The sequence below is a fragment of the Comamonas suwonensis genome, from assembly GCF_012844455.2.
Classification (GTDB): domain Bacteria; phylum Pseudomonadota; class Gammaproteobacteria; order Burkholderiales; family Burkholderiaceae_C; genus Comamonas; species Comamonas suwonensis.
In genome coordinates, this window is sequence record NZ_JABBCQ020000005.1 from 174,039 (window position 1) to 197,496 (window position 23,458).

General features: G+C 61.4%; 19 protein-coding genes and 1 pseudogene. 14 read left to right on the forward strand and 6 right to left on the reverse strand.

The genetic code is table 11. The features are described 5' to 3' along the window. Positions 1–91: 91 nt before the first annotated feature. Positions 92–994, reverse strand: a complete 903-nt coding sequence (locus HF327_RS07605) for a LysR family transcriptional regulator (protein WP_169107654.1) — start codon at positions 992–994, stop codon at positions 92–94. Positions 995–1,171: 177 nt separating this feature from the next. Between HF327_RS07605 and HF327_RS07610 the strand changes: the two genes are divergently transcribed. The 5 genes from HF327_RS07610 (at position 1,172) to HF327_RS07630 (ending at position 6,672) form a co-directional block, all read left to right on the forward strand. After that, positions 1,172–1,891 (forward strand): pirin family protein, encoded by a 720-nt coding sequence (locus tag HF327_RS07610; protein ID WP_169107655.1) that lies wholly within the window; start codon positions 1,172–1,174, stop codon positions 1,889–1,891. 85 nt (positions 1,892–1,976) lie between these two features. Next, positions 1,977–2,654: an isochorismatase family protein gene (locus tag HF327_RS07615; RefSeq protein ID WP_169107656.1), complete on the forward strand. Its 678-nt coding sequence runs from the start codon at positions 1,977–1,979 to the stop codon at positions 2,652–2,654. Positions 2,655–2,758: 104 nt separating this feature from the next. After that, on the forward strand, positions 2,759–4,648 hold the full coding sequence (locus tag HF327_RS07620) for an amidohydrolase (protein ID WP_169107657.1): 1,890 nt from the start codon (positions 2,759–2,761) through the stop codon (positions 4,646–4,648). A gap of 1 nt (position 4,649) precedes the next feature. Continuing rightward, positions 4,650–5,057, forward strand: coding sequence for a DoxX family protein (locus HF327_RS07625; protein ID WP_169107658.1), 408 nt, complete (start codon positions 4,650–4,652; stop codon positions 5,055–5,057). Beyond that, positions 5,047–6,672 carry an MFS transporter gene (locus HF327_RS07630; protein WP_169107659.1) on the forward strand — a complete coding sequence of 542 codons (1,626 nt, stop codon included), beginning with the start codon at positions 5,047–5,049 and terminating at the stop codon, positions 6,670–6,672. Before HF327_RS07625 ends, HF327_RS07630 begins: the two co-directional genes overlap by 11 nt. Before the next feature lie 474 nt (positions 6,673–7,146). Here HF327_RS07630 and HF327_RS07635 read toward each other — a convergent pair whose 3' ends face one another. After that, a complete protein-coding gene (locus tag HF327_RS07635; protein WP_169107660.1) occupies positions 7,147–8,757 on the reverse strand; it encodes a sensor domain-containing diguanylate cyclase in 1,611 nt (536 codons plus the stop codon). Between the two features lie 141 nt (positions 8,758–8,898). Then, on the reverse strand, positions 8,899–10,956 hold the full coding sequence (locus HF327_RS07640; RefSeq protein ID WP_169107661.1) for a molybdopterin-containing oxidoreductase family protein: 2,058 nt from the start codon (positions 10,954–10,956) through the stop codon (positions 8,899–8,901). Positions 10,957–11,111: 155 nt separating this feature from the next. On the opposite strand from HF327_RS07640, the gene HF327_RS07645 reads away from it, so the two are divergent. The 4 genes and pseudogenes from HF327_RS07645 to HF327_RS07660 all read left to right on the forward strand — a co-directional run bounded on the left by HF327_RS07645 (position 11,112) and on the right by HF327_RS07660 (position 14,439). Continuing rightward, a complete protein-coding gene (locus HF327_RS07645) occupies positions 11,112–12,272 on the forward strand; it encodes an ABC transporter substrate-binding protein (protein ID WP_169107662.1) in 1,161 nt (386 codons plus the stop codon). 84 nt (positions 12,273–12,356) lie between these two features. Next, positions 12,357–13,568: a M20 aminoacylase family protein gene (locus tag HF327_RS07650; RefSeq protein ID WP_169107663.1), complete on the forward strand. Its 1,212-nt coding sequence runs from the start codon at positions 12,357–12,359 to the stop codon at positions 13,566–13,568. A gap of 153 nt (positions 13,569–13,721) precedes the next feature. Beyond that, a pseudogene (locus HF327_RS07655) lies at positions 13,722–13,904 on the forward strand (quinone oxidoreductase); the annotation flags it as partial. 280 nt (positions 13,905–14,184) lie between these two features. Beyond that, positions 14,185–14,439 (forward strand): acyl-CoA-binding protein, encoded by a 255-nt coding sequence (locus tag HF327_RS07660; protein WP_169107664.1) that lies wholly within the window; start codon positions 14,185–14,187, stop codon positions 14,437–14,439. A 129-nt stretch (positions 14,440–14,568) separates the two neighbouring features. Here the strand turns inward: HF327_RS07660 and HF327_RS07665 are convergent, their stop codons facing one another. Then, positions 14,569–15,564 (reverse strand): isopenicillin N synthase family dioxygenase, encoded by a 996-nt coding sequence (locus HF327_RS07665; protein WP_407927030.1) that lies wholly within the window; start codon positions 15,562–15,564, stop codon positions 14,569–14,571. A 489-nt stretch (positions 15,565–16,053) separates the two neighbouring features. Here HF327_RS07665 and HF327_RS07670 point away from each other — a divergent pair, with 489 nt between their 5' ends. Genes HF327_RS07670 through HF327_RS07690 form a run of 5 tightly spaced genes read left to right on the forward strand, consistent with a single transcriptional unit; the run spans position 16,054 to position 20,341 of the window. Beyond that, positions 16,054–17,070 carry an ABC transporter substrate-binding protein gene (locus HF327_RS07670; RefSeq protein ID WP_169107666.1) on the forward strand — a complete coding sequence of 339 codons (1,017 nt, stop codon included), beginning with the start codon at positions 16,054–16,056 and terminating at the stop codon, positions 17,068–17,070. A 13-nt stretch (positions 17,071–17,083) separates the two neighbouring features. After that, complete coding sequence (locus tag HF327_RS07675) at positions 17,084–17,584, forward strand: nucleoside deaminase (protein ID WP_169107667.1); 501 nt, start codon at positions 17,084–17,086, stop codon at positions 17,582–17,584. A 41-nt stretch (positions 17,585–17,625) separates the two neighbouring features. Further along, positions 17,626–18,654 carry an ABC transporter substrate-binding protein gene (locus HF327_RS07680; protein ID WP_169107668.1) on the forward strand — a complete coding sequence of 343 codons (1,029 nt, stop codon included), beginning with the start codon at positions 17,626–17,628 and terminating at the stop codon, positions 18,652–18,654. Positions 18,655–18,713: 59 nt separating this feature from the next. Further along, positions 18,714–19,562, forward strand: coding sequence for an ABC transporter ATP-binding protein (locus HF327_RS07685; RefSeq protein ID WP_169107669.1), 849 nt, complete (start codon positions 18,714–18,716; stop codon positions 19,560–19,562). 8 nt (positions 19,563–19,570) lie between these two features. Then, positions 19,571–20,341: an ABC transporter permease gene (locus tag HF327_RS07690; RefSeq protein WP_169107670.1), complete on the forward strand. Its 771-nt coding sequence runs from the start codon at positions 19,571–19,573 to the stop codon at positions 20,339–20,341. A gap of 111 nt (positions 20,342–20,452) precedes the next feature. Here the strand turns inward: HF327_RS07690 and HF327_RS07695 are convergent, their stop codons facing one another. Continuing rightward, entirely contained in the window at positions 20,453–22,138 is a 1,686-nt protein-coding gene (locus HF327_RS07695; protein ID WP_169107671.1) for a phosphoethanolamine transferase, read from the reverse strand. 104 nt (positions 22,139–22,242) lie between these two features. Then, a complete protein-coding gene (locus tag HF327_RS07700; protein WP_169107672.1) occupies positions 22,243–23,433 on the reverse strand; it encodes an aminopeptidase in 1,191 nt (396 codons plus the stop codon). Positions 23,434–23,458: the final 25 nt, after the last annotated feature.

Here is a 23,458-nt window from a genome sequence, read left to right on the forward strand (position 1 = left end):
ACATGCGATCCTGAGCATGGCTTGAAGCCTTTGCGCAGACCTCGTCGGCTCATATCACCACGGCCCTGCCACCTTGAGTTGCAGGGCCGTTTCAGTAGGGCAGTACGCCGGGCAGCAGTGGGCGGCTGAGGCGCTCGCGCCACCATTGCTGGGCCCGGCCGCGGGCATCGCTGCGCCAGGCCAGCCAGAAGGTTTCGGGCGGACGAGGTTCTTCCACCGCCAGCTCCACCAGCACCCCGGTCTCCAGTTCCACACGCACGCAGGCGCGCGGCACAAAGCCGTGGCCCAGCCCGGCGGCCTGGCATTCGATCTTGGCCTGCATGCTCGGCACGGTGATGCGCCGCTGGCCGGTGAGCAGGCCCACGGTGCGGTCGGTCAGCGAGCGCGCGCCGTCCCCCGCCACCACGGCCGTGTGTTCCAGCAGGTCGCTGCGCGCCAGTGGCCGACCCAATCGCGCCAGCGGGTGGCTGGCCGTCACGCAGAAGACGAAATCGAGCTGGCCCACGGCCACCGCCTTGTGGCCGCCGCCGGCCGGGCCTTCTCCTGCCGCCACGATCAGGTCGGCCCGGCCTTCGCGCAGGGCTTCCCAGGTGCCGGTCAGCGTCTCGCTGCCGATGCGCAGGCGCGTGCCGCTGTTCAGCGCCTCGAAGGCCTGAATGTCGGCGCCGAAGGCGCTGGTGGGGATCAGCGAGTCATGCACCAGGCGCACCTCGGTCTCGAAGCCTGTGGCGATCTGGCGCAGCCGCGATTCGAGCTGACGCGCGGCTGCCAGCAGCCAGCGCCCTTCCTTGAGCAGTTCCTCGCCCGCTGGCGTGAGGCTTATGCGCGGGCCGTTGCGCATGAAAAGGTTCAGGCCCAGTTGCTCCTCGAGTTTGGATACGGCATAGGAGATGGTTGATGGCACTTTGTGCAGCCGTTCGGCTGCGCTGGCGAAAGAACCATAACGCGCGATGGCATCCACGAGTTCAATGGCTTCCAGAGAGAGTTTGAGCATGATGATGTGCGTAAAAAATAATCATCGAAATTTTCGATGATTAAAGCATTTTTCTTTCAATATTTGACCTTTGTTGGCCGCCGATACTTCATCCATCGCAACACGAAACGCAGCGAAACAAGGCAAACATGCCTGCAGCAGGAAGTGTGAAACCGATCGATTTTTTTGGAGATGAAAATGCTTGAAGTTCGCCAATCCAACCACCGCGGTCGCGCCAATCATGGCTGGCTGCAATCGCGCCACACCTTCTCCTTCGGCCACTACCGCGACGCCAATCAGCAAGGCTTTTCGGATCTGCTGGTCATCAATGACGACCATGTGTCCCCCGGTCAGGGCTTCGGCACCCACGGTCACCGCGACATGGAAATCTTCTCCTATGTGCTCGACGGCGCCCTGGAGCACAAGGACTCCATGGGCACGGGCTCGGTGATCCGTCCCGGCGATGTGCAGATGATGAGCGCCGGCACCGGCGTCCAGCACAGCGAGTTCAACCACTCGGCCCAGGACCCGGTGCACTTTCTGCAGATCTGGATCGTGCCCGCCGAACGCGGCGCCGCTCCACGCTATCAGCAGGTTCATGTGGACGATGCCGACAAGCGCGGCCGCCTGCGCCTGATCATCGCCCCCGAAGGCGCAGACGGCACGCTGGCCGTGCGCCAGGACGCCCGGGTCTATGCCGGCCTTTTCGACGGCGAAGAGTCCGCCGAGCTCGATGTGGGGCCCGAGCGCCATGTCTATGTGCATGTGGCCCGCGGCAGCCTCAGCGTGAACGGTGAGCGCCTGTCCGAAGGCGACGGTGCCCGCATCCGCAACGCCGGGGCCCTGCGCTTCGATCACGGCGAAGGCGCCGAGGTACTGGTCTTTGACCTGCGCCCCCGTGAACTGCCCACCTTGTAAGCAACAGTTTTCATACCCCGTTTTTCATTCTGCTTTCTTGTTTTCCCTGCAGCCTCTCGCTCACCTTTTCCCCAGGAGTTTCACCATGTCCAACGCCAACGCTTCCATCGCCCGTCCCGTCGCCGTCGCCAAGCCCGGTGCCAAGCTGCTCAACCCTCATGACCACACACTGATCATGATCGACTTCCAGTCGCAGATGGCCTTTGCCACGCACTCCATCGATCCCGTGCAGCTGCGCTCCAATGCTGCCCTGGTCGCTTCGGCCGCAGCAGGCTTCGGTGCCTCCACCATCCTGACCACGGTGGCCGAAAAAAGCTTCTCCGGCCCCATGTTCGAGGAAGTGACCGCGCCTTTCCCCGGCCTGGCCCTGCTGGACCGCACCTCGATGAACACCTGGGAAGACAATGCCGTCATTAAGAAGGTCAACGAGATCGGCAAGCCCCGCATCGTGCTGGCCGGCCTGTGGACCAGCGTGTGCATCGTCGGCCCGGCCCTGTCGGCTCTGGATCAAGGGTTTGAAGTCTTTGTGATCGCCGATGCCTGCGGTGACATCTCCGCCGAAGCGCACAACCGCGCCATGGACCGTATGGTGCAGGCCGGTGCCCAGCCCATCACCTCGCTGCAATACCTGCTGGAAATGCAGCGCGACTGGGCCCGTACCGAGACCTATGACATGACAACCGGTATCGCCAAGAAACTGGGCGGCGGCTACGGCATTGGTATCACCTACGCCAAGACCATGTTCGGCGCTCACGAAGGCTAAAAAGGCGCACCATCTTTCTGCCGTGCAGACCGATCTCGCATCTGCGGTCTGCGCGCCACGAAACCTGGCGCACTCTTTGCGCCGCTGAACTTCCAGAGACATCCATGACCCAGCTCACCACGCCCGAACTGATTCTGTTTAACGGCCGCTTCACTACCTTGGACCGCAGCAACCCCACAGCCACGGCCGTGGCAGTAAGCCAGGGGCGCTTCAGCGCCGTCGGCAGCGACCGCGAAGTCCTGCCCCTGGCCGGCCCGCAGACCCAACGCATCGATCTGGGCGGACGCAGTGCGCTGCCGGGCCTGATCGACAACCACCTGCACCTGATCCGTGGCGGCCTGAACTTCAACATGGAGCTGCGCTGGGACGGCGTGAAGAGCCTGGCCGATGCCATGGCCATGCTCAAGGCCCAGGTGGATGTGACTCCTGCGCCCCAGTGGGTGCGTGTGGTAGGCGGCTTCAGCGAGCACCAGTTTGTGGAAAAGCGTCTGCCCACGCTGGCCGAGCTGAACGCCGTGGCGCCCGATACCCCGGTCTTCATCCTGCATCTGTACGACCGAGCCCTGCTCAACGCCGCCGCCCTGCGCGCCGTGGGCTATACCAAAGACACGCCCGAGCCCCCCGGCGGCCAGATCCTGCGCGACAGCGCCGGCAACCCCACGGGCCTGCTGCTGGCCAAACCCAATGCTTCCATCCTGTATGCCACACTGGCCAAGGGCCCCAAGCTGCCGCGCGACTACCAGGTCAACTCGACACGCCACTTCATGCGCGAGCTCAACCGCCTGGGTGTGACCGGCGCCATTGACGCGGGCGGTGGCATGCAGAACTATCCCGACGACTACGACGTGATCCAGGAGCTGGCCGATGCCGATCAGCTCACCATCCGTCTGGCCTACAACCTGTTCACGCAAAAGCCCAAGGAAGAGAAGGACGACTTTCTGCGCTGGACCGCCACCTCGCAGTACAAGCAGGGCACGGACTACTTCCGCCACAACGGCGCAGGCGAGATGCTGGTGTTCTCGGCCGCCGACTTCGAGGACTTCCGTCAGCCCCAGCCCGAGCTGGCGCCAGGCATGGAAGGCGAGCTCGAAGAAGTGGTACGTATCCTGGCCCAGAACCGCTGGCCCTGGCGCATGCACGCCACCTACGACGAGACCATCGACCGCGCCCTCAACGTGTTCGAGAAGGTCAATGAAGACACGCCCCTGACTGGTCTGAACTGGTTCTTCGACCATGCCGAAACCATTTCCGAGAAGTCCATCGACCGCATCGCGGCCCTGGGCGGTGGCGTGGCCGTGCAGCATCGCATGGCCTACCAGGGCGAATACTTCGTCGAGCGCTATGGCGCCGCCGCAGCGGAGGCCACGCCGCCCGTCAAGCGCATGCTGGAGAAAGGCGTCAACGTGTCAGCCGGCACCGATGCCACCCGCGTCGCAAGCTACAACCCCTGGGTTTCGCTGTCCTGGCTGATCACGGGCAAGACCGTTGGCGGTCTGCAGCTCACGCCCCAGCGCAACTGCCTGAGCCGCGACCAGGCCCTGCGCATGTGGACCGAAAACGTGACCTGGTTCAGCAATGAACAGGGCAAGAAAGGCCGCATCCAGGTGGGCCAGCTGGCCGACCTCATCGTGCCCGACCGTGACTTCTTCGCCTGCCCCGAGTCCGACATTACCGACACCTCGGCCCTGCTCACCGTGGTGGGCGGCAAGGTGGTCTACGGCGTCGGCGCCTTCGCCGACTTCGACGAATCGGCCCCGCCCCTGGCCATGCCTGACTGGTCCCCCGTGCGCACCTTCAAGGGCTATGGCGCCTGGGGTGTGCAGGAAGGTGCACCGCTGCAGTCGGTCATGCGCAACGCTGCGGCGAACTGCGGCTGCGCCAGCAACTGCAGCATGCACGGCCACGCCCATGCCACGGCCTGGAGCAGCAAGCTGCCCGTGGCCGATCTCAAGGGCTTCTGGGGCGCGCTGGGCTGCGCCTGCTGGGCGGTGTGATATGGGTGCGCTGCACGCTGCTGCCACCGCCCCCTGGGTGCAGTCGCTGGCCCTGCTGTGCCTGTGTGCGGCCTACCTGCAAGGTGGCTGGTACAAGGCCCTGAATTTCCGCGGGGCAGTGGCCGAGGTGAAGGCCCTGGGCCTGACTCCGGCTGCTCCCATTGCAGCGGCCGTCCTGGTGCTGCAGCTAGCGGCCTCGGCCCTGATCCTCACAGGCTGGTACCGCTGGCTGGGTGCGCTGGCCCTCGCAGGTTTCACGGTGCTGGCGGCCTTGCTGGCCGACCGTTTCTGGGCAGCGCCGCAGGCCGAGCGCCAGCGTGCTGCCAACGCATTTTTTGAACACTGGGGCCTGGTCGGCGGCATGTTGCTCGTCGCCTGGCACGATCTCGGAGGCTCCCATGCCGGATAACCCAAAAGCAGCCTCGGGCAGCTTCGCGCCGCTTGCCATCCCCGTCTTCGCTGTGCTGTGGGCCGCCACGGTGCTGGGCAACATCGGCAGCTTCATGCGCGACGTGGCCAGTGCCTGGATGGTGACCGAACTCTCATCCAGCCCCACGGCCGTGGCCCTGATCCAGACGGCGGCCACGCTGCCCGTCTTTCTGCTGGCCATTCCCGCCGGCGTGCTGTCCGACATCCTGGACCGCCGTCGTTTCCTCATCGGCGTGCAGGTGCTGCTGGGAGCCGTGAGCGGTACGCTGCTGGTGCTGGCCCAGAGCAACACCCTCACGGTGGAATACCTGGTGGCCCTGACCTTTGTCGGCGGCATCGGTGCCGCCCTCATGGGCCCGACCTGGCAGTCCATCGTGCCCGAGCTGGTGCCGCGCAGCGAACTCAAGAGCGCCGTGGCCCTTAACTCCCTGGGCATCAACATCGCGCGTGCCATCGGCCCGGCCGCCGGTGGTCTGCTGCTGGCCAGCTTCGGCGCTGCTGCGGCCTACGGGCTTGATGTGCTCAGTTATGTGTTCGTGATCGCCGCCCTCGTCTGGTGGAAACGCCCCAAGGCCGAGGCCTCGGCGCTCAATGAGCAGTTCTTCGGCGCCTTCCGGGCCGGCGTGCGCTATGCCCGTGCCAGTCGCGAGCTGCATGTGGTGTTGCTGCGCGCTGCGGTCTTTTTCCTGTTCGCCAGCTCGGTCTGGGCCTTGCTGCCCCTGGTGGCGCGCCGCATGCTGGGCGGCACGGCCGGTTTCTACGGCGTGATGCTGGGTGCCGTCGGTGCCGGAGCCATCCTGGGCGCCGTGCTGCTGCCCAAGCTGCGCAAGCGCCTCGACACCGACGGTCTGGTGTTGCTGGCTTCTGTGGTGACGGCCTTGGTCATGGGCGTCCTGACCCTGGCGCCGCCCCAGTGGGCTGCCGTGGCGCTGATGCTGGTGCTGGGTCTGGGCTGGATTGTCGCGCTGACCACGCTCAACGGCGTGGCCCAGGCGGTGCTGCCCAACTGGGTGCGCGGCCGGGGTCTCGCCATCTACCTCATGGTGTTCAACGGCGCCATGGCCCTGGGCAGCCTGGGCTGGGGCCTGATCGCTGGCCAGTTGGGCCTTCCGGTCACGTTGCTGATCGGAGCCGTGGGCCTGGTGCTGGTGTCCCTGGTCTTCCACCGCGTCAAGTTGCCTGGCGGCGAAGCCGATCTGCAGCCGTCCAACCACTGGCCCGAGCCCCTGCTGGCAGAACCTGTGGCCCACGACCGTGGCCCGGTCATGATCCAGATCGAGTACCAGGTCGCCGGCGAAGACCTGCCCGCCTTTTTTCAGGCCATGCAGCAGGTGGCCCATGAGCGCCGCCGTGATGGCGCTTATGCCTGGGGTGTGGCCGAGCACACGGGAGAGCCAGGCCGCGTGATCGAGTGGTTCCTGGTCGAATCCTGGGCCGAGCACCTGCGTCAGCATGGTCGGGTTTCCAAGGCTGATGCCGATCTGCAGGCTGCAGCGCTGCGCTACCACCAGGGACCTGACAAGCCCGTGGTCCATCATTTCCTGTCCCTAGATGGACGCAGCACTCAAGCAGGCCCGGGTGTGTCCTTTCACTGAATATGAAATCGGCACTCATCGCTGATGGAATAAGCGATGAGTGCTCCTCAATTTCTATGCAGAGTCAGTTGATGGATCATTGCCAGCGCAGCAACTCACTTGGCTGTTTTGGCCGCGTGCACGGCCACCACCTCGATTTCCACATACCAGGCGGGGTTGGCCAGGGCGGCAATCCGGAAGGCCGAGCGCGCGGGCAGGTTGGGTTGGGTATTCCTTGGCTGTTGAGCGGTCCACCGTTCCTGCAGTGCAGGGGGCAGTCGGTTTCAGCAAAAGCTGTGCCAGCGCTGGGCTTTAGTGCATTAGCGCAATGAAATCGGTCACTTGTTGTTGATGTCAGAAAAATATTGATAAAGCCTATGTATCGCTTGTGATGGATGCTCACTAATTTGAGTCACAGAATGAATGAAAAAGGCGCATCCACCATTGCGGATACGCCTTTGAGGCATCGTGGCAGCAGGGATGCCCGAGCGTGATTCAGGTTTTGTGCGGCATGCTGCCTGCTTCGCTGACCATGACCCGGTTGCGTCCGCTGCGTTTGGCGGCATAGAGCATGGCATCGGCTTGCTGAAAGACGGCTTTGATGTCCATGTCGCTGTCGGGCCAGTGCGCTACCCCCAGCGAAATGGTGATGTGGCCGACATCGGCCAGCGCCATGTCCTCGACCAGTTGGCGCAAGCGCTCGGCGGCGTTGGCGGCGGCATCCAGCGGTGTGTTGGGCAGCAGCAGCAGAAACTCTTCGCCGCCCACACGGCAGGCTACATCGCCCACGCGCGAGACTTCGCGCATGGTGTGGGCCAGTTGCGTGAGCACTTCGTCACCCGTGTCATGGCCAAAGCTGTCGTTGATGCGTTTGAAGTGGTCGATGTCGATGGCGATGACGGAGAAGGATAGCTCCTGTGTCTGAAAGGCCGTGACCGCAGCTTCCAGATGGCGACGGTTGCCCAGGCCGGTCAGCGGGTCGGTGTTGACGTCTTCGCGCAGCTTGGTGATGTTGCGTTGCAGCCGGTTCAGACCCTTGAGCATGGCTTTTTTCAGCTCATGAGACTCAAAGTACCAGGACTTGACGGCCTGAATGTTCTGCGCGGTCTCGGGCTTGTCCATATCGTGTGCGCCATTCGCCAGCTGGCGCAGCGGGCTGGCAATGCGGCGTGCGCTCCACCAGATGACGACCAGCATGACCAGCGCGATGGGCAGGGTTTTGTAGAGCACGGCGCGCATCAGCTTGTTGAGCGGTGCCAGCGTGGTGGCCTTGGGGCGCTGGGCCACGATCCCCCAGCCTGCGACGGGAATGATGGCGTAGCCCGCCAGCATTTCAACCCCCTTGCTGTTGAACACGGTCGCTGCGCCGGATTCCCCTTTGATCACGGAGTTGATGACATCGTTGTTGATCACTCTGTCGCCTACGCGCTGGCTGTCGGGGTGGTAGATGATGTGCTTGTTCTTGTCCACCACATAGACGTAAGTGCCGTCCTGATAAAAGTGCGAGCCCAGCAGCGTGTCGAGAATATTGTCTTCCTTGAGGTAGACGCTGCCCCCCACGGCACCCAGGTATTGGCCGTCAGTACTAAAAATGGGCTGCGAGATAAAGACGATGTAGTTTCCCGCAGTGGACAAATAAGGCTGGCTGACCACCGGGCCGCGTTTGGTCAGCGTCTCCACGACCCCTGCGCTTTGCAGTGTCTTGCCCTTGATTTGCAAGGTTTCGGGTGAGGTGGCCAGCACATAACCCGTGGGGTCGATGATGGTGACGGAGTTGAAACTCTTGGTCTGCAGGCGCAGGCGATGGGCTTCCTGGGTCAGGTACCCAGGCTCCTTCATGTGAGAGGCCATGAGCTGGGCGCTGTACGCCAGTTGCTGCAGAGCGGACTGCAGAAAATCGTCCGTGCTCTTGGCTAGCTTGGTCGCGTAGGCGTGGTGGCCTTCCAGAGTGGTGTCTATCAACTGCTGGCGCTGCACCAGATAGCCGGCGTAGAAGGTGTTGATAAACGGAATCAGCGCGCTGGCGATAGTCAGCGCGAGGATCAGACGCCGCAGGTCAAGCCGGGAGGGCGCGAGGCTGCGGCGCCATGTGTTGGATTTCTTCACTGTGTATGTTGCGGTGGCGGAGCGGCCTGTTTCCTGGGCTTCAGGGCGGGCAGTCCCGGTCACATGTTCATGGAGTACTTGCCCGCATTATGGTTCTTCGGGCCAGAGCCCGGTTCGCGGTCAACCACGATCCGGGGCGTTTCAGGTCGGCGCTATTCGCTGAACCTGCACTGCACAGTCGTAAAAGCAGGGCGCACGGCCAATGTCGGTGAGCTTCTGGTGCGTCAGCTCGTTCACATTGGTGCCATTGGCCCCTTGCTTGCGCCACCAGATGCCCAGTCCCACCACCAGCCCCAGACGCGCGCGGCCGTTGAGGCTGGCGTGGCAGACATGCTCGCCACGAGCATTGAAGACACGCAGCCGGTCACCGTCGGTAATACCGCGCAGGGCAGCGTCGTCAGGGTGCATCTCCAGCATGGGCTTATCTTCCATGCGGGCCAGACTGGCCACATTGGTAAATGTGCTGTTGAGAAAGTTGCGCGCCGGCGGTGAGATCATGGCCAGCGGGTAGTCGGCCGTAGGGGGTTCGTAATTGGGAATGTAGTCGGGCAGGGTGTTGATGCCCAGCCGGGCCAGCGCCGGATTGTCAAACTCGCACTTGCCTGAGGGGGTGGCAAAGCGCCCTTCAGCAAACGGCGCATCGGGCAGCGGGATATGCGCAAAGCCGCGCTCCATCAACTCTTCAAAATCAATAGCTGTATGCGCAACGGCTGCGCGGCATAGAGCCTCATCTGAATCCGAAAAGTGCGCTGCGGCAAAGGCAGAGTCGAGTCTGGCCATATGAGAGGCCAGGTCGCGGAATATCTGCCCGTTGCTGCGGGCCTGACCCTCGGGCGCAATGGCGGGGCGGTTGAGCAGCACATCGGTGTGGCCGTAGCTGCCGTGAATGTCCCAATGCTCGAGCTGGGTGGTGGCGGGCAGCACATAGTCGGCGTTGTCAGCCGTGTCGGTCATGAAATGCTCAAGCACCACGGTAAACAGGTCTTCCCGTGCAAAACCGGCCGCCACCTTGGCAGACTCCGGGGCCACGGCCACGGGGTTGCTGTTGTAGACCACCACTGCTTGTACCTTGGGGCCAAATTGGGCATCGCCTTCATGGAGCAGCACATCGCCAATCTGGCTCATGTTCAGCGTGCGCGGCCTGCGCTGGCCCAGCAGTTGCGGCATCTGCACTGCAGGCCGGTTGAAGGGCGATACGCCTGAACTTGATAGCAGCAGCCCTCCGGCACGATTGCGCCAGGCGCCAATCAAGGCGGGCAGGCAGGCAATGGCTCGCACCGCATTGCCGCCGCCGCGCACGCGCTGCATGCCGTAGTTGAGGCGAATGGCTGCCGGCTTGGTCGTGCCGTAGTCGCGGGCCAGTGACTGAATCTGCTCCACCGTCAGCCCGCAGACCTGAGCGGATCGCTCTGGTGGCCACTCAAGCGCTCTGGCTTTGAGGGCCTCCCAGCCCTGCGTGTATTGCGCCAGATAGTCGTGATCCAGCCAGTTGTTGACGATCAGCTCATGCATCAGCGCCAGTGCCAGCGCGGCATCGGTGCCGGGCAGCAGTTGCAGATGCTCATGGCATTTGTCGGCGGTCTCGCTTTTGCGTGGATCTATGCAGACCAGCTTGGCCCCATTGCGCTTGGCCACCTGCGCATAGCGCCAGAAATGCAGATTGCTGGCAATGCTGTTGCTGCCCCAGATCAGGATGAGTTGGCTTTCGGCAAAAAATTCCACCCGCATGCCCAACTTGCCGCCATAGGTGTGGGTCAGCGCCTCGCTGCCCGCGCTGGCGCAGATGGTGCGGTCCAGGAGGCTGGCACCCAGTTGGTGAAAAAAGCGCCGGTCCATGCTTTCGCTCTGCACCAGGCCCATGGTGCCGGCGTAGCTGTAGGGAAGAATCGCCTCGGGGTTGTGCTGCGCAATGTGGTGCAGGCGCTGGGCTATGTCGGCAAGGGCCTCGTCCCAACTGACGGGGGTGAACTGGCCGCTGCCCTTGGGGCCGCTGCGCTTGAGCGGCTGCAGCACGCGGCCTGCATGGTAGGTGCGCTCCGTGTATTTGCTGACCTTGGCGCAGAGAACACCATCGGTGTGTGCATGCTCTGGGTTGCCCTGGACCTTGATGGCCGTGCCGTCTGCGACGGTGGTGATGAGGGCGCAGGTGTCCGGGCAGTCATGCGGGCAGGCGCCGCGTACTTGAGCGATGTGGGGCATGTTGTGAGCTCGAAAACAGGAGCAATTCGCGGACAAACCGCTTTGTCAGCCTATTATGCGACTCGCATGAATGTCAAAAAACGTGAAATGCGACCTACCAGAAATGAGCCGATCAGGCTCTTAACGATGAACAGCCAGTAATGAGAGCGAGAGCAATGCGAGACATGCAGATGGGATGGAATCGTCGTCAGTTTGTGACTGCCACGGCAGGCTTGGCCGCTGGAGTCTGGGGCGTTAACAGCTACGCACAGGAGGCGACAGGCCCCATCGTGCTGGGCCAGTCTTGCGCACTGACAGGGGCATCAGCACAACTGGGTACGCAGTTCTCGCAGGGTGCCAAGCTGTACTTCGATCAGCTCAATAGCCAGGGCGGCATCGGCCGCCGCCTGATAGAGCTGCGCACGCTGGATGATGGCTACGAGCCCGAGCGCTGCGTGGCCAATACGCAGAAATTTCTGGCCGATAACGTGATGGCCCTGTTTGGTTATCTTGGCACGCCGACCAGCATGGCGGCACTGCCCTTGCTGCAAAAAGCCAAGGTGCCGCTGATTGCGCCGCTGACAGGTAGCGCCGTTTTGCGTGACCCCAAGCTGGCGCAGACGGTCTTCAATCTGCGTGCCTCCTATGCCGATGAAACCGCGCTCATGGTCAAGCAGCTGGTCTCACTGGGCCTCAAGAAGATCGCGGTGTTTTATCAAAACGATGCCTATGGCCAGTCGGGTCTGGACGGCGTGACCCAGGCACTGCAAAGCCAGGGCCTTAAACCCGTGGGCGCTGCCACTGTGGAGCGCAACTCTCAGGATGTGGCCAAGGCGATCAAGACATTGCTGCCACTGGGGGCGGATGTGATCGTGCAGGTGGGCACTTATGCGGCCAGCGCTGCCTTTGTGCGCGCCGCGCGACAGGCCGGCTATGGCGGTCAGTTCTACAACGTGTCGTTTGTGGGGACCTCGGCGCTGGCGCAGGCTTTGGGCAAGGAGGCCGAGGGTGTCGTGGTGACCCAGGTCGTGCCCTCGCCCTTTAAGACATCACATCCTCTGGCGCGCGAGTTTCAGGCGGCACTGCAGAAAAATGGCGCCGCATTGCAGCCCAATTACTCGAGCATGGAAGGTTATCTGGCCGCCCGTGTTGTCGGCGAGGCGCTGAAGTCTGCCGCCGCCGCTGGTCGGCTGCAGCGCGACGGCCTAGTGGCGGCGCTGGAAGCCCTGAACGGCCAGCAGGTTGCGGGTTTTCCCATTGCTTTCCGTCCACAGGCAGGCAAGCCGGGTTTTGTGGAGTTGTCCATGCTCACAAGCGACGGTAAAGCGAGAGTTTGAGGCTTTGATGCAGCGAGGGCGCAGCCTCTCTTGCTTTGGGTCATCATATTGTTTTTGCTAATGATGACCCCAAGGAGAGAGCGCATGGCCCTGCTGCCCGAACTTCAAAAAAGCGCCCCTGACATTGCCGCCCTGCGCCGCGATATTCATGCCCACCCGGAGCTGTGTTTTGAGGAGATTCGCACCTCCGATCTGGTCGCTGAAAAGCTGGAGCAATGGGGTATTCCTACCCATAGAGGCTTGGGAAAAACCGGGGTCGTAGGCATCATCCACGGCCGCGATGGTGGCAAGAATGGCCGCGCCATTGGCCTGCGTGCCGATATGGACGCCCTGCCGATGCAGGAGTTCAACACCTTTGAACATGCCAGCCGCCACGCCGGCAAGATGCATGCCTGCGGCCACGATGGCCACACGGCCATGCTGCTGGCCGCCGCGCAATATCTGGCGGCCCATCGCGAGAGCTTTGAAGGCACGGTCTACGCCATCTTCCAGCCTGCAGAAGAAGGCGGCGGCGGAGCGCGTGAGATGGTCAATGACGGCCTGTTCACCCAGTTTCCCATGCAGGCCGTGTATGGCATGCACAACTGGCCCGGCATGAAGGCCGGAACCATGGCCGTGGGCGCAGGCCCGGCCATGGCCTCCAGCAATGAATTCAAGATCGTCGTGCGGGGCAAGGGCGGTCACGCAGCCATGCCGCACATGGTGGTGGACCCGGTGCCCGTGGCGGCCCAGCTCATCATGGCTTTTCAGACCATCGTCAGCCGCAACGTCAAGCCGATTGAAGCGGGCGTGATCTCCGTCACCATGATTCATGCGGGTGAAGCCACCAACGTTGTGCCCGACAGCGTAGAGCTGCAAGGCACGGTGCGCACCTTCTCGCTGGAGGTGCTGGACCTGATCGAGCAGCGCATGAAGCAGATCAGCGAATCGCTGTGCGCCGCCCACGGCACGCAATGCACGTTTGAGTTTGTGCGCAACTACCCGCCCACCATCAACACCGCCCTTGAGGCCGAGTTTGCGCAAAACGTGATGCGTGAGATTCTGGGCGATGCCGGCGTGGTGCCGCAGGAGCCATCCATGGGCGCAGAAGACTTTGCCTTCATGCTGCTGGAAAAGCCCGGTGCCTACTGCTTTATCGCCAACGGCGACGGCGACCACCGCGCGCTGGGCCACGGTGGCGGCCCCTGCACGCTGCACAACCCCAGCTATGACTTTAATGACGAGCTGATCCCACTGGGCGCAACCTTCTGGGTCAAGCTGGCACAACGCTGGTTGGAGCAGCCAACGCGCGGGTGATTGCTTCTGTCTGCTGGAGTTTGCCCGGCGGGCAGTCGTGCTGAACCAGCGCGTGAAGGCGCTGTGGCTGTTGTAGCCCAGTATGGACGCGATCTGGCCGACGGAGTACTCCGGGTTGTGCACACAGCGTTGTGCCAGGTCGTATCGAACTTCATGATGCATTACATCCAGCCTCGCTCGCATATGCTGGACATGGCTGCAGAGCTCTTTGGTCACGTGCTGGCGGGGCGTCTCGTCAGCGAGCCTCAGCAGGAGTTTGCGCTGGCGGATGCTGCGCAAGCCCATCGCGCGCGGGAGCCGCGCAAGACCATGGGATCTACCGTGCTCGTGCCGTGACAGCGTGGTGAAAATGCAGGGCTTGTAAAGCCATTGCTGAGATCTGTGCCAGCGCTTTATCCCCAAGCGCTGGCATTTTTCTTTGATTGGGTCTGCGCATGGTGTTCTGAAGCTGAGTGAGGCGCCCAAGGCTGGCGTGGCTGTGACGTGCCAATCTGGCTTTCGCTACGTCCTGCTTTTCAAGGATTGAGCGCCCTGTGAAATAAAAAGAACGGTCGTTCTAATTTTATGGATTTTTGGCTACACTGAGCTGAACTATTCAAAGCCTAGGAGACCCTTCATGTCCGATCTGAACACCACGTTTGAAGAAGCCGTTAAGAATTCCACCTCGATCAGCGAGCGCCCCGATAACGCCACGCTGCTCAAGATCTATGGTCTGTACAAGCAGGCCACAGATGGCGACAACGAGACCAAGAAGCCCAGCTTCACCGACATGGTGGCGCGTGCCAAGTGGGATGCCTGGGCCAAGCTCGAAGGCACCTCGCCCGATGAAGCCAAGCAGCTTTATATTGACCTGATCGCGTCGTTGAAGTGACCACTGCTTGAAACTGGCACAGCCTGAAGCCAGAGAAAACGTGCAAGATCCGTCTCGCAGCGAGGCTGTCCGTTCCCCTCTAGCGCATAGCGCCAGAGAGGGGGAGGCGGCGAAGCCGTTCAGGAGGTGTCAGTACTTGTTCGAGAAGTTGGCCGAGATGCGCTGCCGCAGATAATCCGCCCCTGTGATGGGCGGATATTTTTTTGCCGGGCCTTCAATCACCGCATCTTCATTGGCCTGGCAGAAGAACGCCAAGCTGTAGCGCGAGCCCTGGTATTCATGCGGCTGCGGATTGCGTACTCGGTGAAAGTTGCTGGGTAGCTGGTCGTCGCTCCAGCGCGTCAGCATGTCGCCGATATTGCAGGTGATGACGCCGTCGACGGGCTTTACTGGCGTCCATTGCTGGGCCTCGGCCTCCTTGCCGGGCAGCACTTGCAGTCCGCCCTGACCGGCACGCTGGAACAGCAGGGTCAGGCAATCAAAGTCGGTATGCGCGCCGGCACGCCACAGGCCTGTTTCTTCTTTCAATGCCGGGTCTACCGCAAAGTAATGCAGCATGCGCAGCGTGCTCTGATAGCTGGGTACTTCCGGGTTATGCGCACGGGTAAAGAAGTCTTCATCAAAACCCAGTTTGTAGGCAAAGCAAGACAGCAGCTGCATGCCAACCTTCCAGCATTGCTGTTCAAACGCCAGTGTGGCTTGCTGAAAGCCTGCCAGTTCTTCTTCCGCAGGCCACAGCCCTTCCATGCGCGGGCGTGTGACCTGGTAGGACTCTTTCTGGTCTGGGGTCTTGGTGGACGGGCGAATCTGCGCCTTGTGCTCCCAGCCGGCGTTGCGCGCCAGCGGCCATTGCGCCTTCACTACTGCGGGCAGGGCAAAGAACTGCTGCGCACGCTCAAACGCGGCATCGATATCGGCCTGTGCAATGCCATGGCCCGACACCTGAAAAAAGCCGATATCTACCGAAGCGCTCCATAGCTGTTCGGCAATTTCCGGCTTGCGCGCTTCAAAGTGGCTGATATCGATGACGCGCACTTCGCGGGCGCTGGTCTCTGCGCCCTGTCCGCCCATGCGGGCTTCCTTGTTGAGTTCGCCCAGTGCGTAAGTGGATTGGCTGGCATTCATGGTCTGCATAAGTCTCTCTCTTGCAATGACTTCAGACGCACGCGCAGGGAGCGTTGGCTTGAAATGGCGGGCCTCTGAAGTGTGAGGAACAGGTGCGGCCAAAGCCGTACCCGCTTCAAGAGCAATGACCCGCGAAGCTGCTGAACTCGGGTTGAGAACAGTGCACCGTGCTGAACGCTTCTACTCTTGATTGAAGTGCAGCAAACACCGTGCCAGCAAGGCTTACGGGGCAGGAGGCGGCATTTTTGGTGCATTGCTTTAATTTGGTGCAGACCTGTGCATCAACGCATGCACAGTGGTTGGTGGCTTGCACCGTTGTGAGTCGTTGGCGCTACTTTTAAGAGGCGTCAAAAAGCAGGCACGCCAATTGCTTAGTTGATGAACGAGTAGAAGCGTTCAGCCTGCCATCCACGCAGCGCCCGGAAATTGCTCATGTTCTGCCAGTGGCTGTGCTGCTGGATCTGTGCCCCAAGACTTGAGAGTTCCGCCATGCAACGTCGTCATTTTCTCGCCGCCTTACCCCTATGTTCTGCGCCCTGGGTGCATGCGCAGGGCAAGTCGCTGACTCCGCTGAAATTCACGCTGGATTTTCGGGTCACCTCGCAGACGGCACCTTTTTTTCTGGCGCTGCAAAACGGCTACTACCGCGAAGAAGGGCTGGATGTGAGTCTGGACGTGGGGTCAGGCTCGGTGGCTTCGATTACTCGCATTGCCAGCGGCGCTTACCAACTGGGACTGGGTGATATCAGCTCGCTGATCGAGTTCAATGCGCAGAACGCTGGAACGCCGCGTGTGCAGGTGGTCTATCAGTACTACAACCGCGCACCCTTCGTCATCATTGGACGCAAAGATCGCGGGATTACCTCTGATTTCCTGAGTCTCAAGGGCAAGAAGGTCGCCGCTGCGGCGGTGGAATCCACGCGCCGTGCATGGCCCATGGTTGCGCGCAACAAGCATCTGCCTGCCGATCTGTTTTCATGGTCTACCACCGAATTTTCTGCCCGCGATAACGTGATGGTGCGGGGTGATGTGGATGCCGCCACTTATTTCCATGACTCTGCGGTGTCGCTGTTTGCGCGCATCAAGCCCGAAGAGCTTTCCATACTGCATTACACCGATGCGGGCGTGCAGTTGTATGGCAACGCCATCCTTGCATCCAGCGCATTGATTGCCGAAAAGCCGCAGCTGGTGGCCGCCTTTTTGCGCGCCACCAACCGAGCGATTGTGGAGTGCATTGCCAACCCGGCCGCTGCAGTCGCGGCCGTGCGCCAGCGCGAACCGATTCTGGATGAAAAAACGGAGCTGGCGCGCTGGGCCATCACCACCCAGTACATTGCGGCGGCAGACACGAAAAGCCATGGTCTGGGCGATTTCAGCAAGCGCCTTCTGGAGCAGCAGGTGGACAGCGTGGTGCAAACCTTTGCGCTCAAAACAACGCCATCGGCGGATGCCCTGTTCAACAGCAGCATGTTGCCGCCCAAGTCGGTGCGAATGCTCAAGGCCTGAGGAGCAGATGCACATGTCCTTGCCTCAAGAACAAGCACTGAATGACGTGGATGGCCGCTATCTGCGCCAGGCCATCGCCTTGGCTGACAAAGCGCGTGAGCGCGGCAACCGCCCGTTTGGCGCGCTGATTGTGGCGGCCAATGGTCGCGTGCTGGCCGAGGCCAGCAATGCCAATGGCGAAAGCGGCGACTGCACGGCCCATGCCGAGCTGTCGGCTATTCGCCTGGCCAGCCCGCTGCACTGCCGTGATGCGCTGGCCACCGCCACGCTGTATTCATCGGCCGAGCCCTGCGTGATGTGCGCGGGCGCCATTTTCTGGTCTGCGATTGGCCGCGTGGTCTATGGCATTGATGCCGAGCGCCTGCGCGTATTTCGTGGAGAGAGGCTGGATCAGAAGGATGCAGAGCTGTCTTGCCGCGACGTTTTTGAGCGTTCGTCACACCCCATTGAATGTATTGGCCCGTCACTCATCGCCGAGGCTAGCCAGTCGCACCAGGGTGGCTGGAAAAGCTGAACGAATTGAATTTTTATAAGCCAACGAGAGAGGAATTCACCATGCAAACCAAGCGACTGTTCATGCAGACCGTGCTGGCTCTGGGTGCTTACGCCAGCACCACGGCAGCCTTTGCCGCCACGCCCATCAAGTTTCAGCTGGACTGGCGCTTTGAAGGGCCGTCTGCCCTGTTCTTGCAGCCTGTCGCTAAGGGCTACTTTCAGGCCGCAGGTCTGAATGTGGTGGTGGATGCGGGCAGTGGCTCTGGCGGAGCCATTCAGCGCGTGGCATCAGGGTCGTATGACATGGGTTTTGCCGACATGGCAGCGCTGATGGAGTTTTACGCCAATAACCCCGAGGTGAAAGACAAGCCTGTGGCCGTGATGATGGTCTACAACAGCACGCCATCATCGGTGCTGGCTCTGAAGAAAAGCGGTATCGCCAAGCCTGCGGATCTGACGGGCAAGAAGATGGGCGCACCGGTGTTTGATGGTGGCCGCCGTGGTTTTGCGCTGTTTGCCAAGGCCAACAAGGTGGGCGATGTGCAGTGGACGAGCATGGACCCACCACTGCGCGAGACCATGCTGGTGCGTGGTGATATTGATGCGATCACGGGCTTCAGCTTCACATCGCTGCTGAATCTGGAAGCGCGTGGTGTCAAGGCTTCTGATGTGGTGGTCATGCCGTTTGCGGACAACGGTGTGAAGCACTACGGCAACGCCATCATCGCCAGCGCCAAGATGGTGCGCGAGAACCCCGAAGCCATTCGCGCTTTTCTCAAAGCCTTTGCCAAAGGGGCCAAGGAGGTCATGGCCAGCCCGGCAGCTTCCATTGCTTATGTGAAAGAGCGTGACGGCATCGTCAACACCGCCATGGAAACCCGCCGCCTGCAGCTGGCGCTGGATGGCGTGGTCAACACCAGCGATGCACGTGCCGAGGGTTTTGGCCAGATCAATGCCACACGCATGGCGCTGATGGCATCGCAGGTGTCGGATGTGTACGCGACCAAGACCCGCGTGAATCCTGATCTGGTCTGGAGCGGCCGATTTCTGCCGCCTGTTGCCGATCTCGACGTCTTCCCCAAGAAGTAATTACTCATTGATTGATAGCTGGATGCGCTTGATTGATAAGCGCTACAGCCCTGTTTCTTATGAACTCATCAGATACTGAAACTGCCAGACCGTTTGTCGAATTCAAGGATGTCTGGCTGGCCTACAACGAGGAATTGCTGCAGGCCAATCACTTTGCGGTGGAGGCGATTGACCTGACGGTCAAGCGTGGCGAGTTCATCGCTATCGTCGGTCCGTCGGGTTGCGGCAAGTCCACCTTTATGAAGCTGACTACGGGGCTGAAGATGCCGTCCATAGGACGGATTACCGTGGATGGCGAGCGCGTGACCGGACCACTCAAAATCTCGGGCATGGCGTTTCAGTCATCGTCGCTGCTGCCCTGGCGCACCACGCTGGACAATGTGCTGCTGCCGCTGGAGATCGTGGAGCCGCACCGCTCGCAGTTCAAGAAAAAGCGCAAGGAATATGAGGCGCGTGCGATTGCGCTGCTGGCCAAGGTGGGGCTGGCGGGCTATGAGCGCAAGTTCCCGTGGCAGCTTTCAGGCGGCATGCAGCAGCGCGCCAGCATTTGCCGGGCATTGATTCATGAGCCGCAGATGCTGTTGCTGGATGAGCCCTTCGGCGCGCTGGATGCCTTCACCCGTGAGGAGCTGTGGTGCATTTTGCGGGACCTGCAGGCCGAGCAGAAGTTCAACGTGATTCTGGTCACGCACGACCTGCGCGAAAGCGTTTTTCTGGCCGACACCATCTATGTGATGAGCAAGAGCCCTGGTCGATTTGTGGTGCGCCGCGACATCGATCTTCCACGTCCGCGTGATCTGGAAGTGACCTACACGCCAGAGTTTTCAGACATTGTTTATGAACTGCGTGGCCATATCGGTGCCATGCGCAAGAGTGGCGCGTCAAGCGCCACTGTGATCAACCAATAAGGCGCACCATGAAGCACAAAAAAATAGCGGAACGCTGGGCACCGTGGGTCTTGCTGCTGCTGATCGTGCTGCTCTGGCAGGTGATCTGCGCGGGCTTTGGCGTGTCGGAATTCATCTTCCCCAGCCCCTGGGCCATAGGTCATCAACTTTATGAGTTTGCAGGCACGATTGCCATGCACGCGTGGCGCACCTACTGGGTGACGATGGCGGGCTTTGGACTGGCGATTGTGGTGGGCGTGCTACTGGGCTTTCTGATCGGTTCCTCGCGCTTGGCCTATGCAGCCTTCTACCCGTTGATGACGGCGTTCAATGCGCTGCCCAAGGCGGCGTTTGTGCCGATTCTGGTGGTCTGGTTCGGCATTGGCGCGGGGCCGGCGATTCTGACGGCGTTTCTTATCAGCTTCTTCCCCGTCATGGTCAATATCGCGACAGGGCTGGCCACGCTGGAGCCTGAGCTGGAAGACGTGCTGCGCGTGCTGGGTGCCAAGCGCTGGGATGTGCTGATGAAGGTCGGTCTGCCACGTTCGTTGCCCTACTTTTTTGGTTCGCTCAAAGTGGCGATCACGCTGGCGTTTGTGGGCACTACTGTCAGCGAGATGACGGCCGCCAACGAAGGCATTGGCTACCTTCTGGTCTCCGCCGGCTCCTCCATGCAGATGGGGCTGGCGTTTGCCGGGCTCATCGTGGTGGGCGCTATGGCGATGGTGATGTATGAGCTGTTCAACCTGGTCGAAAAGCACACCACGGGCTGGGCCCATCGTGGCTCACAGGGTGAGTGATTTGAAACCATCGCACTGATTTTGATAGCTGCCTGAGCACTATCCATAAAAGGAAAAGGCCTGCCAGATCATGAATCTGGCAGGCCTTTTGTTTTCGGCAGAGTGTGACGCTTAGCTGGCTTTGCGGCAGCTGGAGAACGCGTCCATAGGCGGCTTGTAGGTAGGCGTTGTCACATCCATCAAGCCCAGCACCGTGTGGAACAGGTTGTCGTGCGAGAACGGCTGATCCAGCGTCTTGCTCAGGCAGCTCTGGTCAAGACGGGTGCGCGCGCCCAGCGTGCCCAGCCAGCTAATCATGGGGACATGCTTCTGGTCATCAGGCGCCATGGCATAGGGCATGCCGTGTAGGTACACGCCCAGCTCGCCCAGTGATTCGCCGTGGTCGGACATGTAGAACATGCCGGTTTCGTACTGGCTTTGCTGGGTCTTGAGCCAGTCGATGGTCTGGGCCAGAAAGTGGTCGGTGTAGCGAATGGAGTTGTCGTAGACGTTGACCACGCTTTCCTTGCTGCAGCTCGACAGGGCGTTGGTGGCGCACTCAGGCTTGAAGGCCTTGAGATCGGGCGTGGAGCGCTTGAAGTACTCAGGGCCATGGCTGCCCATCTGGTGCATGACCAGCACCAGGCCTTTGGCGCGGCGTGCGGGGTCCAGCTTGGCGATACGTTCATCCAGGCCATTGAGCAGCAGGCCGTCCAGACATTCGCCGTCTTTGCTGCACAGCGCCTTGCCTGCAGCGGTGTTCACGCTGTCGGCGGTATCGGCCATGGGAATGCGCTTGCACACGCCTTTGCAGCCTGCTTGGTTGTCGACCCAGAGCACGGCCAGACCGGCGGCCTGTATGACGTCGAGCAGGTTGTCATGCTCGATCTTGGAGGCGTAATAGCCTTCGCGCCCCAGATTGGAGAACATGCAGGGCACGGACTCGCGGGTGCTGGTGCCGCAGGAGCGGGCATTGCGCCAGCTCAGCACGTCGAGTTTGGACAGTTCGGGGTTGGTGTCGCGTGCATAGCCGTTGAGGCTGAAGTTCTTGGCGCGGGCAGTCTCACCCACCACGAGCACCAGCAGCGGTGGCTTTTGAGCGGCGGCATAGCTTGTGCCCAGCGCCGCGCCCGCCGTGATGCTGACAAAGGGCTTGGTCTTGTTGAGGATAGGGTCCAGCGCCACCGATGCGGCGGAGAGCACCGGGTTGATCGGGTTGATCATGTAGCGCAGCCACAGGTTGTTGCGCACCACAGGCGCCAGGTCTTTGTACGACACGGCCAGCGACGCTGCGATGAGCGCTGCGCCCAGCACGAGCATCAGCGCCGTGCGCAGCACATTGCGCAGAGCGCTTCGAGCAGGCTTGAGAGGGGTTTTCCACAGCCAGATAGCCGGCAGTATGGCGACCACCAGCATCTCGCCCAGCAGCTTGATGTTGAACAGGTCGGCACTTTCACGCGCATCCGTTTGCAGGATGTTGTGAATCATGCCTTTGTCCATGACCGTGCCGTAGCTGACCATGAAGTACTGGGCACTGGCTGCCACCAGCAGCAGCGCCATCCAGAAAGGCTTGGTAAAGCGAGGCCAGGCGAACAGGGCCGTGGCCAGCAGGCTGGCACCCAGCACCAGTGGCAGGATGCGAATGGCCAGCAGGGTCAGGCTGCCGTGGTAGCCATCCAGTTCAGGCAGGCGCAGCCACAAGGCCCAGTTGGCTGTCAGCGTCAGCCAGATGGCCAGAGCCAGAGCGATGAACTGGGGGGTCCGGGGCTGGAAAAGTCGCTTGTGCGAGGGGGGAAGTGCGGAGTCTAGGTTAGCCACAACGTCAGCGGGTAAATAGGTATCGGCGAAGTCTGGCGGGACTTTCTTAAAAACCGCTGAAGCCTCCTAGATGGTTAACCCCTGTAAGCAATTGTTTATTTTTTTTACCGGGTTGATTGGCAGAGCGCGACTGCCGTAGCGGCTTCATTCCACTGCGCGCACAGGCGTTGGCGGCGTTCATCGGCAGGCAATTCGGCCAGCTCGCGCATTTGGGCGTAAAAGCGCTGCCAAGTCTCGGGTGTTGCCGGGTCATTGCCGCGCAGCTGCTGCCACCAGTGCGTCATGGCCGGAACCCAGTCGTCGTAGGTGGAAAGGGCTCCAAAGCTGGCGTTGTTGGCGCTCGCTACCCAGTCATCGGTCTGGGCCAGTCGCTGCAGGTACTGCTCACGCAGTGCAAACGTGGTGAGCAGTGGCTCATCGACGGCCAGCCATTGCGCTCTGAGCTGTGCATAACTGGCACGAAATTCTGAAAACACTGTTTTTTTGATAGCTATCAGCGCTTGCTCATCAAGCGGTTGAGTGCTGTTTGACTCATAAATGCTCTGCAGGCGCTGGCGGGTCTCGCGCTTCAGCTGCTGCCAGAGTGAGCGGCGCTGCTGGCCTTGCTGCCAGCGCTTTTGCGTGGCGGCGCTGGCATGGGTTTGCAGCCACAGCGGCGTGGCAATCCGCTCCACCGTGCTGGCAAAGGATTCGTTGAAGGCCGAGTCGTTCTTCACATACAGCAGCTGATGCGCCAGTTCATGGAACAACAGGCCGGCAAAGTCGCCCTCCTGCCAGTGGGTAAAGGTGCTGAGCAGCGGGTCGCCCCCTAGCCAGTTCAGATAGCCCAGCGTTGAATAGGCGGGCACGCCGTAGACGCTGGTTTCCAGCCCCTGGGCTTGCATGGCGCTGGCCTCGGTCTGCGCATCGCCCTTGGCGAAATAGCCGCGGTAGGCAATGCAGCCGGTGATGGGAAAGCACCACTGGTGCATGGTCAGGCTGTAGGGCGGCGCGGCCACCACATTCCACACGGCAAACGGGCGCTGCAGCTGGGCAAAGCGGGTGTAGCTGGTGTTGTCGGGCAGGGCCAGTTGCTGGCTGGCAAAGCGCCGCATCTGCCGCGCGGTTTGCAGCCGCTGGCGCAGCGCCGGACTTAGTGCCTCGTCGGTCAGCCAGTCATCAATGGGTTTGGCGGCCTGCATGATTTGCATCTGCCCCTTGAATCCTTGCCAGTAATAGCCTGCGCTGCTGCAGCCCGCAAGACCGACAATTACGGCGCTAATGCCTAGTGCAGCCGTCAGGCTGACTACACTCATCCTTTTTCTCATTGCGCTTGTCCGC

Coding starts and splice junctions, on each gene's coding strand:
- HF327_RS07605 (WP_169107654.1), bottom strand. CDS start 994: ATGCTCAAACTCTCTCTGGAAGCCATTGAACTCGTGGATGCCATCGCG.
- HF327_RS07610 (WP_169107655.1), top strand. CDS start 1,172: ATGCTTGAAGTTCGCCAATCCAACCACCGCGGTCGCGCCAATCATGGC.
- HF327_RS07615 (WP_169107656.1), top strand. CDS start 1,977: ATGTCCAACGCCAACGCTTCCATCGCCCGTCCCGTCGCCGTCGCCAAG.
- HF327_RS07620 (WP_169107657.1), top strand. CDS start 2,759: ATGACCCAGCTCACCACGCCCGAACTGATTCTGTTTAACGGCCGCTTC.
- HF327_RS07625 (WP_169107658.1), top strand. CDS start 4,650: ATGGGTGCGCTGCACGCTGCTGCCACCGCCCCCTGGGTGCAGTCGCTG.
- HF327_RS07630 (WP_169107659.1), top strand. CDS start 5,047: ATGCCGGATAACCCAAAAGCAGCCTCGGGCAGCTTCGCGCCGCTTGCC.
- HF327_RS07640 (WP_169107661.1), bottom strand. CDS start 10,956: ATGCCCCACATCGCTCAAGTACGCGGCGCCTGCCCGCATGACTGCCCG.
- HF327_RS07645 (WP_169107662.1), top strand. CDS start 11,112: ATGCGAGACATGCAGATGGGATGGAATCGTCGTCAGTTTGTGACTGCC.
- HF327_RS07650 (WP_169107663.1), top strand. CDS start 12,357: ATGGCCCTGCTGCCCGAACTTCAAAAAAGCGCCCCTGACATTGCCGCC.
- HF327_RS07660 (WP_169107664.1), top strand. CDS start 14,185: ATGTCCGATCTGAACACCACGTTTGAAGAAGCCGTTAAGAATTCCACC.
- HF327_RS07665 (WP_407927030.1), bottom strand. CDS start 15,564: ATGAATGCCAGCCAATCCACTTACGCACTGGGCGAACTCAACAAGGAA.
- HF327_RS07670 (WP_169107666.1), top strand. CDS start 16,054: ATGCAACGTCGTCATTTTCTCGCCGCCTTACCCCTATGTTCTGCGCCC.
- HF327_RS07675 (WP_169107667.1), top strand. CDS start 17,084: ATGTCCTTGCCTCAAGAACAAGCACTGAATGACGTGGATGGCCGCTAT.
- HF327_RS07680 (WP_169107668.1), top strand. CDS start 17,626: ATGCAAACCAAGCGACTGTTCATGCAGACCGTGCTGGCTCTGGGTGCT.
- HF327_RS07685 (WP_169107669.1), top strand. CDS start 18,714: ATGAACTCATCAGATACTGAAACTGCCAGACCGTTTGTCGAATTCAAG.
- HF327_RS07690 (WP_169107670.1), top strand. CDS start 19,571: ATGAAGCACAAAAAAATAGCGGAACGCTGGGCACCGTGGGTCTTGCTG.
- HF327_RS07700 (WP_169107672.1), bottom strand. CDS start 23,433: ATGAGTGTAGTCAGCCTGACGGCTGCACTAGGCATTAGCGCCGTAATT.